The organism is Pseudomonas sp. AB6 (genome assembly GCF_034314105.1).
Classification (GTDB): Bacteria; Pseudomonadota; Gammaproteobacteria; order Pseudomonadales; family Pseudomonadaceae; genus Aquipseudomonas.
On record NZ_JAVIWJ010000001.1, the window covers coordinates 1,883,465 to 1,896,734 of the forward strand.

Annotated in this window: 9 protein-coding genes; 3 read left to right on the plus strand and 6 right to left on the minus strand. The window is 52.7% G+C overall.

Annotated features, from left to right (window positions below):
• Window positions 1–11: 11 nt before the first annotated feature.
• The gene (locus RGW60_RS08980) at window positions 12–1,424 is read right to left on the minus strand and encodes a HAMP domain-containing sensor histidine kinase (protein WP_322203911.1); all 1,413 of its coding nucleotides are present in this window, start codon (window positions 1,422–1,424) and stop codon (window positions 12–14) included.
• A complete protein-coding gene (locus RGW60_RS08985) occupies window positions 1,414–2,079 on the minus strand; it encodes a response regulator transcription factor (RefSeq protein ID WP_322203914.1) in 666 nt (221 codons plus the stop codon). Before RGW60_RS08985 ends, RGW60_RS08980 begins: the two co-directional genes overlap by 11 nt.
• A gap of 170 nt (window positions 2,080–2,249) precedes the next feature.
• Here RGW60_RS08985 and arnT point away from each other — a divergent pair, with 170 nt between their 5' ends.
• A complete protein-coding gene (gene arnT, locus RGW60_RS08990) occupies window positions 2,250–3,944 on the plus strand; it encodes a lipid IV(A) 4-amino-4-deoxy-L-arabinosyltransferase (RefSeq protein ID WP_322203916.1) in 1,695 nt (564 codons plus the stop codon).
• Window positions 3,945–4,132: 188 nt separating this feature from the next.
• Here arnT and RGW60_RS08995 read toward each other — a convergent pair whose 3' ends face one another.
• The 4 genes from RGW60_RS08995 to RGW60_RS09010 all read right to left on the minus strand — a co-directional run bounded on the left by RGW60_RS08995 (window position 4,133) and on the right by RGW60_RS09010 (window position 10,676).
• Window positions 4,133–4,810, minus strand: a complete 678-nt coding sequence (locus RGW60_RS08995) for a haloacid dehalogenase type II (protein ID WP_322203918.1) — start codon at window positions 4,808–4,810, stop codon at window positions 4,133–4,135.
• Window positions 4,811–5,150: 340 nt separating this feature from the next.
• Window positions 5,151–6,083: a copper resistance protein B gene (locus tag RGW60_RS09000; RefSeq protein ID WP_322203920.1), complete on the minus strand. Its 933-nt coding sequence runs from the start codon at window positions 6,081–6,083 to the stop codon at window positions 5,151–5,153.
• Between the two features lie 3 nt (window positions 6,084–6,086).
• Window positions 6,087–7,925: a copper resistance system multicopper oxidase gene (locus RGW60_RS09005; protein WP_322203922.1), complete on the minus strand. Its 1,839-nt coding sequence runs from the start codon at window positions 7,923–7,925 to the stop codon at window positions 6,087–6,089.
• A gap of 396 nt (window positions 7,926–8,321) precedes the next feature.
• On the minus strand, window positions 8,322–10,676 hold the full coding sequence (locus RGW60_RS09010; protein ID WP_322203924.1) for a heavy metal translocating P-type ATPase: 2,355 nt from the start codon (window positions 10,674–10,676) through the stop codon (window positions 8,322–8,324).
• 365 nt (window positions 10,677–11,041) lie between these two features.
• On the opposite strand from RGW60_RS09010, the gene RGW60_RS09015 reads away from it, so the two are divergent.
• Entirely contained in the window at window positions 11,042–11,731 is a 690-nt protein-coding gene (locus RGW60_RS09015; protein ID WP_322203926.1) for a heavy metal response regulator transcription factor, read from the plus strand.
• Window positions 11,728–13,116 (plus strand): heavy metal sensor histidine kinase, encoded by a 1,389-nt coding sequence (locus tag RGW60_RS09020; RefSeq protein WP_322203928.1) that lies wholly within the window; start codon window positions 11,728–11,730, stop codon window positions 13,114–13,116. The genes RGW60_RS09015 and RGW60_RS09020 overlap by 4 nt, the downstream gene beginning before the upstream one ends.
• Window positions 13,117–13,270 lie beyond the last annotated feature (154 nt).

Here is a 13,270-nt window from a genome sequence, read left to right on the forward strand (position 1 = left end):
TCTGGCGGCAGTTACTGGGTAGATTGCGTCACTAAGAGACTGACACATGTCCCATTATCGGGAACGCTTTGGACCCTAAGCAGAACACCTAATTGTTCGGCTATCCGCTTAGTATGGGCGAAGCCAAGGCCGAACGAGTCGGTGTTGGAGCGGGAGTCGTCTGCTCGGTAGAAGACCTGCCCTAACCGCTCCAATTGTTCGCTAGACATTCCAATGCCATTGTCAGTCACGCAAATTTTCACCTCGCTCTGAGAGTAAGCGTGAATCGAAAGCACTACGGTTGCACCATCGGGTGAATACTTGATTGCATTGTCTAGAAGATTGCCCAGCATCACTTCCCAGAGTTCGGCCGTTCCTGGTACATCCACAGGCTTATAGACACTGATGTCTGCCTGAATTGTGATACTGCGAGAGGCTGCATGGCGTTGCCAGCGTTCGACTACCGGATCGGTCACCGTTATTAAATCTATTAAACCGGTGTATTCCACATTGGCGTCCAAACGAGCTAAGTCCAGCAGCGCGATAGACAAACGCTTGAGCGTTTGCATTTCCGCCAGTACATCCTCACAAGTGGCGATGTATTCTTCCAGAGGGCGCCGACGTGCGAGTATGACTTGTAAGGCAGAAGTAACCGCTGCAATAGGTGTTTTAAGCTCGTGAGAGGCGTTGGCAATAAATAATCGCTGGTTCTGAAGCGCATTGCGCACCTCCGCTTCCATTTGCCTGTAGCTGTCGAATAACAGCATTTCTTCTTTACTGTGCGGCTCCGGTGGCGGAACCCCTTGGAAATGTGGAGGCTTGAGCAATCGCAGTTGATGAGCGAATAGCCGCAAATTCCTGGTACTCGCCGATACGACGATGAAGCCTCCTAATGAAGTGAGCAACAGAAGCGCTATCCCGACTAATGCCAAGACTCTTTGGAGGCCCGCGACAGAATTGAGCACGGGTTGCGCGTTGATCGCTACGCGCACATCCACGAGCACTTTGCGCCCGTCTAGCTCGCGGATGATATGGCCAATTTGCAACAACCACTCTCGTTGATCCAATCGAATGAGCCGGGTCTCATCTGAACCCAGCTGAGCAGTGGACAATCGATGTTGCAGTGCTCGGCGATGTTCCGGCTGCGGGCCTTCGGAATCAAAAAGCAGCTGGCCATCCTCGTCGTAGACTGCGAAATAGAGTTCGGGATCATGATCCAACTCGGCGGCGAACTCGCCATGTCGTCGATACACCAGACGACCATTCTCTACCATGATCAACGATTCAATAAAATCCGACTGAGTGTCCAGTCGCTCGGCTAACTCGTTCAGGCGAGCCTGCTCAATCCAATTTGAGAGCCAAAGCAGACTTCCTCCCAGCAGCAGAGCTTGCATCAGGATTAAGAACAGGGCGATTTTGACGTTTAGCGGCCATTTAGACCACATGGAGAATGAACCCTTTGCCACGCACGGTCTCGATCTCTACACCGGAACCAGAAAGCTTGCGTCGCAGGCGTACGAGCAGCACGTCGAGACTGTTGCTATCGGGCTCCATGTCAAATGGATAAAGCAGGCCCAGCAGAGCCGTTCGCATCAACAGCTGCTCTGGCTTGGCGGCAAGTGCTGCCAACAGGTCGTATTCCTTGCCGGTCAGCTCCAACACCTGCCCGTTTCGAGTAACCCTTGCGCTAGATAACTCAAGGCTCAGTTCGCCGAGCCTCAGGATGGATGACCCACGACCGGCAGCGCGGCGATAAAGAGCGTTCACTCGGGCGATCAGCTCCGGCATGTCGAACGGCTTCACTAGGTAGTCGTCGGCACCGCGCTCTAAACCTTCTACGCGGTCGGCAAGCTCACCGCGCGCGGTCAGCATCAGCACCGGCAACTCGCTGCCGGCGGCGCGCAATTGGCGCACCAGATCCAAGCCGGAGAGCTTGGGCAGCATCCAGTCGAACAGCGCCAAATCGTATTCGCTCGACTGCAACAGGTACTGCGCTTCTTCGCCGTCGGTGGCCAAATCAACGATCCAGCCACCCTCCTCCAGACCACGCTTCACGCTCTTTCCCAGCAGAGCATTGTCTTCGACCAGCAGCGCCTTCATGCCTACCTCGCAAGCGAAAATTCCACAACACAATAGCGCAAGGCGAGGTTACGACAAAGCTCACAGATGACCTTAAACAACTCGTTCATGCGCCATTCATTCGCACATCACTATCATTGGGCCATCTTAACCCCGGCCCTCCCGATGCCGCTCTTGAGGAAATCATCTGCATGTCTTCGACCATCTCGACAAACCGTCCAATAGCGTCGGCAAAGCCGACCGAGGGGCTGCATGCGCTGGCCTATCCGGCGCTCTTTATAGCCTTCGCGCTGTTCTTCATTTTCCCGCTGGGCCTCCATGGGCTTTGGGTACCCGATGAAACCCGTTATGCACAGGCGGCTCAGGAGTTGCTGCACAGTGGCAACTGGGTAGTGCCACACTTCTTGGGTCTGCGCTATTTCGAGAAACCAATCGGCGGCTACTGGTTAATCGCAATCGGCCAAGCGGTGTTTGGCGACAACCTGTTCGGCGCGCGAATAGCCTCGGCGCTGACCACCGGTGCGACAGTTCTACTGGTGTATTTATTGGCCCAGCGGATATGGAATGATCCACGCAAAACCTGGACCGCCTGTCTGCTGTATATGACATTTGGCCTTGCCGCCGGACAGGCCGGTTACTCCAACATCGACCCGCAATTGGCGCTGTGGACCACTCTCAGCGTGGCTTCGGCTTGGTTCGGGCTAGAAGGCCGCAATGCGAGAGAGCGCGGCTTTGGCTGGGTGATGCTGGGTGTTGGATGCGCATTGGGCTTTATGACTAAGGGCTTCCTAGCTTGGTTATTGCCGATGATCGTAGTCTTACCGTACGCGGTGCTCAAAGGTCGCTGGCGGGTATTGCTCAAGGGGGGGACGTTGGCGGTTCTGATTGCCATCCTACTCAGCCTGCCGTGGATTCTGGCGGTCAACCATCGCGAGTCGGATTTCTGGAATTTCTTCTTCTGGAACGAGAATATCCGCCGCTTCTCCGGTAACGATGCTCAGCACGCGGCACCCTTCTGGTTCTTCCTGCCTATCCTGTTCGCCGGCACCCTGCCATGGCCTTTGTTGGTAATCCCCAGCCTGAAGCGAGCCTGGGCCGAGCGGAGCGACAGAAATATCGTGTTTTTAGCGTTGTGGTTTGCCATGCCGTTCCTGTTTTTCAGTCTGAGCAAGGGCAAGCTGCCGACCTATATTCTTCCATGCTTCACGCCGTTCGCACTGCTGATGGCCAATACGCTAGTGGACAAACTGCGACAGGGCGACCTGCGAGCCTTGCGCGCCAACGGCTTGTTCAACGTGGCCCTCGGCAGTCTGTCGCTGCTTAGCTTGATCGGTCTGGAACTGGTGAATCCGGTATTTGAAGGTCATACCCTGCGCTTGGTTGGCGCGGCAGTCGTCTGCCTGGTCTGGGCATTGTGTGGTTTTCTACAATGGAAGCGAGCCGCTAAGCATTGGTACGCGCCAGCGCTGGCCATCTGGGTATTGATCGCTATCCTGCCAAACTCGATGCCACAAGTAATCGTCGACAACAAAATGCCAGACCAATTCATTGCTCAACACCTGGAACAACTGCAAGGCACCAAGTCCCTGCTTAGTAATAGCCTGGGAACTGCATCGGCCTTGGCCTGGCGCCTGAACCGGACTGATGTGACTCTGCTTGATGTCGAGGGTGAGCTACGTTACGGGCTTGGATACGCTGATGCACAAGACCGCCGCGTCTTATCCAAAGACGTAGCTGAATGGCTGAAAAAGCAGATGAAGCTGGGCTCTGTCGGGATAGTGCTGAAAGAGTCCGATAAAGCTGATAAAGAGCAGCTCCCGTCATGGCTTCCCGATGGTGCGAAGCTCTTCCGAGAGAATAATCTGCTCATCGTAATCACTCCCTAGAGCCATCCGAGGTTTATTCGAACTCTACCGAGTCTCACGCATATCGAACCTACTGAGTTCGAGCAACTGAAGGGGGCGGGAGCTGGCTAGTTTGTAGCCTGCTCCCGCCCGAATTCGTGATGCGTAGGCGGTATTGCGACAGTTAGAGATTAAGGCTACTTCAAGTACGCCTTAATCTCTCAAGGACGTTATTTAATATTTTGCAGTTTGTGGCCCGCATTAGTTAAACCATCCAGGATCAGATGCGGTTCAACTCCCCAGGGATCAAACTGCACCGCCGGGTCACGATTCACCCACGCACACTTCAAGCCTGAATGCATTGCCCCCAAAACATCAAAAGGATTACTCGACACCAAACAGACTTCTGCGGCTGGCAGTTTACAGATGCCAATGAGATGGTCATATACTTCTGGAGCCGGTTTAAAAGAGCGTACTGACTCCACACTTACGATACCCGTGAAGAATTCGCGGACGTGGGCATGCTGTAGCAGCCGCTCGACAGCTTGCTGACTACCATTTGAAAACGCGTACAAATGCAAGCCACTGTTTACCATCTCTTCAAGCGCGCCGCTTACATCGGCGAAAGCTTCAAGTTCTGAGTAGGTGTCCATAAGCAATTGGATGCTAACACTATCAAGTTCTATCGACTGTTCACGACAGGCGAAGATCAATGCTTGGCGGGTACAGATAGAAAAGTCGCAGTAATCACGCATCAGTCCTCTGCGGAAGCTGTATTCCAGCTGTTTTTGTCGCCAGGTTTTCGCCACAATTAGCGCTTTTTCACCTATCAACTGGGTCAATTGACCTAGCACACCTTGAGTGTCGATCAACGTTCCGTAGATATCGAATGCAATTGCCTTGACCATGGTCGGCTACTCCTGCGTTGAATAAATTAAGAACCTATAAGTGTAAAAACAGTGGGCATGACAACTCGGGGGGGGGCGTGCGTAGACTATCCATTGTGCGATGCTTTAACGTCCCACCCTGTGCAAGTGCCTTATCCGCCAGTGATTTGTTAAAGATTCATACCGGCATTATGGACTGGATAGGAATGGACTGGCCGGATATTTTTAAAGCCTGACCAAGGCAGGCATGATCACTTACCGAATCAGCCTCATTAACCGCAGCCGCTAGGCTCGCGTGATTTGATCAGGACCGCAGATCGACTGATAGGGAGCCATGAGCTGATTAGAATTGTACGGGTACCTAAAACCACATCCGGATGCCCGCCACAAATCTCGTCTGGTTTGAATCACCTCCTTCGTTATTAATCAAGTCGGCCGTGTTGCCATAAGAACGATTCCAGGTCACCCCGATATACGGAGCAAACTCGCGGACAACCTCGTAACGCAGTCGAAACCCTAACTCAGTATCAGCCAATCCTGAACCTATGCCCCGCCCAGGGTCGTTTTTCCCATAAAGGTTCATTTCCAGCCTGGGCTGCAAGATCAGATGATTGGTGAGCAGAATGTCATAGTCGCTTTCTAACCGAGCGGCGGTATGGCCATTCTCGCCGATATAGGCAGTGACCTCCGATTCAAGGTTATACAGAGCCATACCTTGGATGCCGATGGCGCCCCATGTCTGTGGCGAACCAGGTTTGAAGTCTTGACGCACTCCCGTGACAACCTCCCACCAAGGACTTATTGAGTGCCCCCACAGTGCTTGGAGTTCAGCGTGCTCAGTCACCCCGTTGGTGCGTTCACCTTCTGACCGCAGCCATAGCCGATCAACGTCACCGCCGATCCATCCTTTTGCATCCCAATTGAGCGTGCTGCCGCTCATAGAGTCCTGGTACTCAAACTGATCAAGCAGGAAGAAAGTATTGAGTTTTTTATCATGAACACCGTGGCCGGCAACATCGGGAAACGCAGCTTGGCGATCCGCATCGGAAAGCACCGGGATGGGTGTTCGGCTGGTGCTGCGCGATTTCGAGTCGTTCATTTTACTGTGATCCATCGTGTCCATCTGGCCCGAGTCCATATTGTCCATCGAACCATGATCCATCTTTGAGTGATCCATCTGACTGCCGTTGGGCGCTATGGGCGGATTCACTTCCTCAGCTTTTAACGCCGAGCTTAAAAAGGCTGCGCTAACTGAAACAGAGAGTGCAATCAAATATTTACTCATAACCAGCATCCTTTACTCATCAACCCGGACTTCACGGAACATGCCCATTTCCATGTGAAACAACAGATGGCAGTGATAGGCCCAACGCCCTAGCGCGTCGGCGGTTACGCGATAACTGCGCTTAGTACCCGGTGGCATGTCGATGGTGTGTTTGCGCACCATGAAATTACCGTCCTCATCCTCAAGGTCGCTCCACATTCCGTGAAGGTGGATGGGGTGAGTCATCATCGTGTCATTCACCAGTGTGATTCGAACGCGCTCGCCATATTTAAGACGTATAGGCTCCGCATCAGAAAACTTGATGCCGTTGAACGACCAAGCAAATTTTTCCATATGGCCTGTGAGATGCAGCTCGATGGTGCGGCTGGGTGTGCGGCCGTCGGGATCTGGAAAGGTGCTTTTCAGATCGGCATAGGTGAGTACGTGACGTCCATTGTTCCTCAAGCCAATACCAGGATCGGTGAGCTTGGGCGTCACATTCATGGCTTGCATGTCGACTAAGGGATTGTTGGTTTCGGAAGCCGGGTGGGACTGCATTTCTGCTTCCATTCCAGCCATTCCAGCCATTCCAGCCATCCCGGACATCCCGGCCATATCACTGTGCTGCATACTACCGCCGTCCATACCCGTCATCTGGCCGTGATCCATCCCAGACATCGCGGACATACTTCCCGGCTTCATGCCACCGTCGCTCATACCGGCCATGCTGCCGTGATCCATCCCTGCCATACCGGCCATTCCCATGTCATCCATCGTAATGAGTGGGCGTGGATCGGTAGCAGGGACAGGTGCGCTCATTCCTTCGCGCGTTGCCAAGGTTCCGCGTGCATATCCGGTTCGGTCCATGGACTGCGCGAAGATGGTGTAGGCATCTTCGCTAGTCGGCTCGACGATCACGTCATAGGTTTCTGCCACGGCAATGCGGAACTCCTCGACGCTGACAGGATTAACGTGCTGACCATCGGCGGCCACCACGGTCATTTTCAACCCTGGTATACGGACATCGAAGTAACTCATGGAAGAGCCGTTAATGAAGCGAAGACGGAGCTTTTCGCCGCGTTTGAAAATTCCTGTCCAGTTACCGTTGGGCGCCTGACCATTCAGGAGGTAGGTATAAGTGTTCCCGCTCACGTCCGCTAAGTCAGTGGGGTTCATTTTCATCTCGGCCCACATCTTCCGATCAGCCACCGTAGCGGCCCAGCCCTTCTCGCTGACATCCTCAATAAAATCACCAACGGTGCGTTTGTGATGATTGTAGTAATCCGACTGTTTCTTGAGTTTGGCCATGACACGATCGGGCGCTTCATCGGTCCAGTCAGTTAGCATCACCACATAATCACGGCTGTATTGAAACGGTTCGGGCGCTTTCGCATCGACTACGATCGGCCCGTAAACGCCTGCTTGCTCTTGCAAGCCAGAATGGCTGTGGTACCAATACGTACCGTTCTGATGGACCTTGAACTTGTATTCGTACATGCCATCGGGTGCTATGCCATGAAAACTCATTCCTGGCACGCCATCCATATTCGCTGGCAGGATAATTCCGTGCCAATGGATAGAGGTGTCTTGGTCCAGACGATTTTTCACCCGGATCGTGACTGTTTCGCCCTCGCGCCAGTGCAGCAACGGCCCTGGCAAAGAGCCGTTGACCGTCATGGCGGTGCGGGGTGATCCGGTTATATTTACCGGGGTTTCACCGATGAAGAGATCAAATTGGTTGCCGGTCAGTACGCTGGGCATATCGGGGCTGGTCACGGCCCATACAGGCGTGCGCCAGAGGCCAAAGCCGCCGAGAACTCCACCAGCGGCCAAGCCTTTGACGAACGTCCGCCTAGAAGTTTTGGAATGCATACTGTTTATGTCCAATCAGTCAAAGAGAAACCCTGCGAAACAGCCACTTCGGTGCTCACAGGTTGATAGCGCGGTATCGAGTGCAGAAATTGCCACAGTTTAATCACTGCCGCGATTACATTTCTGTCAGCTTAGGGACCAACGCAGTTGCGACGAAGCCACGCGAGAATGACCAAGACCCAGACTGCTCCGACGTGCCGGATGTATGAAATAAGCTTCAGGAACAGTGCTCATGTGGGGCGATGGGGGTAAGCGACCTGTGCCTGAAGCTTGCGAAGCGAATACAGATGTCCTTCTTGTGCTGAGCGGGCTATTTAGCCGTAAAAAACAAGCATCAGCCTTGACTTGGCGGGAAGGTCAAGGAGTGTCTAAGGTTGTGGGTCGAGCAGTTTTTGCTCACTCTATATGGGTGTTCTTCAGTCTTAATGCATTGAAAACGACGGATGCAGAGCTAACGCTCATGGCGATTGCCGCGATCATCGGCGATAACAGATGTCCCGTTATGGGGTATAGCAAGCCCGCCGCGAGAGGGATTCCCATCGAATTGTAGATAAAAGCAAAGCCCAGATTCTGCCGCATGTTTTTTACCGTCGCGACAGAGAGCGCCCGCGCTCGGAGAATCCCCATTAAGTCACCCTTTACTAGCGTGAGCTGTGCACTATTCATCGCAACGTCTGTGCCTGTTCCCATGGCAATGCCTACATCTGCTCGGGCCAGCGCAGGAGCATCATTGATTCCATCGCCGGCCATGGCAACGCGCCTTCCCGATTTCTGCAAGTCTGCGACCAGACGCTCCTTATCCTGAGGTTTCACCTCGCCATGAACCTCTTCAATACCCATTTCCCTGGCAACAGCACGGGCAGTGGTAAGGCCATCTCCAGTGGCCATAATGATCCTTACATGGTCTGCTTTAAGTTTAGTAACAGCCTCCCTGGAAGTCGGCTTGATCGGATCTGAGACTGCCAGCAACCCTGCCAATATTCCATCCACTGCCACGTAGATGATGCTGATCCCCTCAAGGCGCAACTGCTCCGCGCGAGCTTCAAGCGAATCGATGCTTACCCCAGCCACGGCCATTAATGCCGTGTTGCCAAGCTGAATTTTCTTACCATCTACCAAGCCGCTGACACCTATTCCTGAACCGGATTCGAACGACTCCGGTTTGGTCAAAACAAGGTTTTCAGACCGGGCATGATCAACAATTGCATGGGCTAATGGATGTTCACTGCCTTGATCAAGACTGGCAGCGAGTTGGAGTACCTCATTGGCCGCGAACTTGTGGGTGACCTCCACGCTGTGAAATACCGGACGTCCTTCTGTGAGGGTGCCGGTCTTATCGACGATCAGCGTGTCGATCTGGCACAGATTCTCGATAGCGCCAGCATCTCTGAACAGCACGCCCATACTGGCGGCTTTGCCGGTGGAAACCATGATTGACATCGGCGTCGCAAGCCCCAGCGCGCAAGGGCAGGCAACAATTAACACTGCAACCGCGTTTATCAGTCCAAAAACCCAGCTGGGCTCAGGACCAAACAACCCCCACCCCAAAAGAGTGAACATCGCAATAAAAATGACTCCCATCACAAAATAACCGGCAACGGCGTCAGTCATTCGCTGCATCGGCGCTTTAGAACGCTGAGCCAAGGCCACCATTTGAACAATTTGCGACAGCATGGTCTCGGCACCAATTTTCTGCGCCTCCATGATCAAGCTGCCATGGGTATTGAGCGTTGCACCCATGAGGCTATCACCGCCCCTTTTCATTACGGGCAAGGGCTCGCCAGTGAGCATCGATTCATCTACTGCGCTTTCGCCCTCCAGAACGGAACCATCGACAGGAACTTTTTCACCCGGTCTTACCCGCAAATGGTCGCCCTTATGCACATGGGTAAGCGGGACATCTTCCTCTTCGCCATCGGCATTGATCCTGCGCGCGGTTTTCGGAGACAAGCCAAGCAAGGATTTAATCGCCGAAGACGTTTGTGATCGAGCTTTAAGTTCAAGCATCTGTCCGAACAAGGTCAGCGAGATAATCACGGCGGCGGCTTCGAAATAGACGCCAATGCGGCCTTCTCGCACGAAAGCGACGGGGAAGCTCTCAGGAAACAGTGTTGCTGCGACGCTATAGAGATAGGCTGCGGATGTGCCTAGGCTAATCAAGGTCCACATATTGGGACTGCGATGGCGAATCGAATCGATGCCTCTCACAAAAAAAGGCCAACCCGCCCACAAAATGACTGGCGTTGCGAGGCTTAGCTCAATCCAGTTCTGAATAGTCCCGTGAAATAACTGCCATACATGCCCCGTCATCGCGAGTACTGTCACGATTACAGTTAAGGGTAATGAACACCAAAAACGACGGGTGAAATCCTTGAATTCAGGATTTTCATCCTCCTCTAGCGTGGGCATGACCGGTTCCAATGTCATGCCGCATATCGGGCAGGTACCGGGGCCAAGCTGACGTATTTCCGGATGCATAGGGCAGGTGAACTGAGTGACCTCTTGTATTTCAGTGGCTGGGCCGGTGTGACTGGGATAATCGCTATCCAACTGTTCAGGCGCGTAGCGACCAGGTTCCGCTCTAAACTTCTTTTGGCAATTCAAGCTGCAAAACTGATAGGCGTGCCCCTGATAATTCTCGCTGAAAGAGCCCGGAGAGGTAATAGCCATGCCACACACCGGATCGCACCGACTTTCATCCTCCACCCTTGCAGAATGAGTATGACCATGGTCGTTTTTTTCGGTAGGCATGGCTATTTTTCCTTTTTCAACTGGGTGGATTGTGCCAGATCAACAGGTTGACCATGAACCGTGTGCATGTCCGAAAGTAGGCATCCGCCTTAAAAAAAAAATGAAGTATTCATAGTCAATAAAACGCAGCCATTGCAACCAATTGGATAATCTTGATCGAATTGAATACACCTCTTGCTAGACGAATATAGTCTAATCACTTCTGCGGGCCGATCATTTATTGAAGGCCCCTGTGGGCTAAAAGCCGACAGGCGTTCAAGCGGACGAACATTTACCTGACGCAGAGATTACATTTATGTAAGTTTCAAATCAGCGAGACTTATTTGATGCACACTCAACTTAATGGTCCCGTTGAGATTCACCTCATGAAACTTTTAGTCGCTGAAGATGAACCGACATTGGGCATTTATCTACAGCAGGGCCTGACTGAGGCCGGATTTACTGTTGATCGTTTTACCGACGGCGTTGAGGCCCTTCAACACGCGTTAAGCGAGGCCTATGACTTACTGATTCTGGATGTGATGATGCCGGGAATGGATGGATGGGAACTCCTTCGAAAGGTCCGTAAGTCAGGAAAAGAAGTGCCCGTGCTATTTCTGACGGCGCGAGACAGCATTGAAGATAGGGTCAAGGGACTGGAGCTTGGGGCAGACGATTACCTGATCAAACCATTCGCCTTCTCTGAGTTGCTGGCTCGCGTTAGAACCTTGCTACGTCGCGGTAACAGCACCCCTGCGCAAACCCATATAAAAATGGCTGACCTTGAGGTCGACCTGCTCAAACGCAGGGCAATTCGGGGAGGAACGCGCATAGACCTGACGGCTAAGGAGTTTGCGTTGTTAGAGCTACTGCTGCGTCGTAGAGGCGAAGTGCTCTCAAAATCGCTCATCGCCTCGCAAGTCTGGGATATGAATTTCGACAGCGATACCAATGTGATTGAAGTGGCCGTCAGAAGGCTCAGGGCGAAAATTGATGACGACTTCGACGTTAAGCTGATCCAGACCGTCCGAGGTATGGGTTACATGCTCGACTCACCGGACTTGGATCAGAGATGAACCGCCTCTCCCTCACCACCCGCCTGAGCTTGATGTTCATGCTTTCGGTGACCGTCGTGCTGACTGTTGCCGGCGTCAGTTTCAATCATCTAAGTCAGCATCATTTCAAGATGCTGGATCAACAAACCCTGGACGAAAAACTCAGCTCAACCCAACGAATTTTGGGAGAGCTGCACAACATCGATCAATTTAGTGAGTTAAAACCACAACTTGAGGCGTTGCTGGGGGCCCACCGAGATTTGACGGCAATCATCCTGAACAGCGAAGGAAAGTTGTTTTTCGCTAGTCCCGGGCCCGTCACTGTGCCAGAGCAACTGCGCACGCTCGATAGTCAAACAATGTGGGAATGGAAAGACCATGAGCAGACTTACCGCGGCGTGACCGCCCCGGCAATGGTTTCCGGACAGATTAAACCGCTGACCGTGATCTTGATCTTTGATGTGACGCAGCACATGTCTTTCTTCGAAACGCTTCAGCAATGGTTCTGGACAGGATTGGTCATCAGCGCACTGGCCAGTGCCGCACTGGGGTGGATGGTAGCACGCAGCGGTATGCGACCTATTCGGCAGTTGACCATGGTCGCGGCATCTATGTCCGCCGGTTCGCTGAAAGACCACATACCATTGGCACCCGTGCCAAAAGAACTCCAACAGATGGTGACATCGTTCAACGCCATGTTGTCTCGTCTGGACGATGCGTTTGTTCGGCTTTCAAATTTTTCCGCAGACATTGCTCATGAGCTGCGAACGCCCGTCAGTAATCTGATGACGCACACTGAAGTCGTGCTCTCACGAAAAAGAAACATTGAGGACTACGAAGACAATCTGTTTTCAAATCTCGAAGACTTGAAGCGTATGTCTCGCATGATCGATGACATGCTTTTTCTGGCCAAGTCCGACAATAAATTGATCAAGCCAGAAAACACCCAGATAGAGCTGCGGGAGGTGGTGGGAACATTGCTCGAATACTATCGCCTGCTGGCTGACGAGCGAGGCATTGAGCTTCGCGTATTAGGTGCTGGAAGTGTTAGCGGCGACGTATTGATGCTGCGCAGGGCTATCTCGAACTTACTGTCGAATGCGCTACGTTACACGCCAGAGGGAGAAACCATTTGCGTGGACATCTGCCAGACAAAAACCTCGACGGTGCTGACGGTACAAAACCCCGGGACGACTATTGCGCCCAAGCACCTAGATAAACTTTTTGATCGTTTTTACCGCGCAGATCCTGCGAGACGTGAAGGGAGCCCCAGTAACGCAGGACTGGGGTTATCGATTACTCGATCCATCATTGAAGCTCATGAGGGCAGGATATGGTGCACTTCAGCCGATGGAACAACTGTTTTTCATATTGAACTCTCTAGTGCCGGTACCAAACGTGCCTAAGAATGACGATGCTTCGAGCCAACGTTTAGCCCAAGAGCCGATTCCTGAAGTACCAGTAGTAACGGGAGTGCTGTCATGTTTGACGTATATCAACAATCTCCATTCAACCAGCGCTATTGTTTACAGGTGGCCGGGTGGTCAATCAACCAAAGTA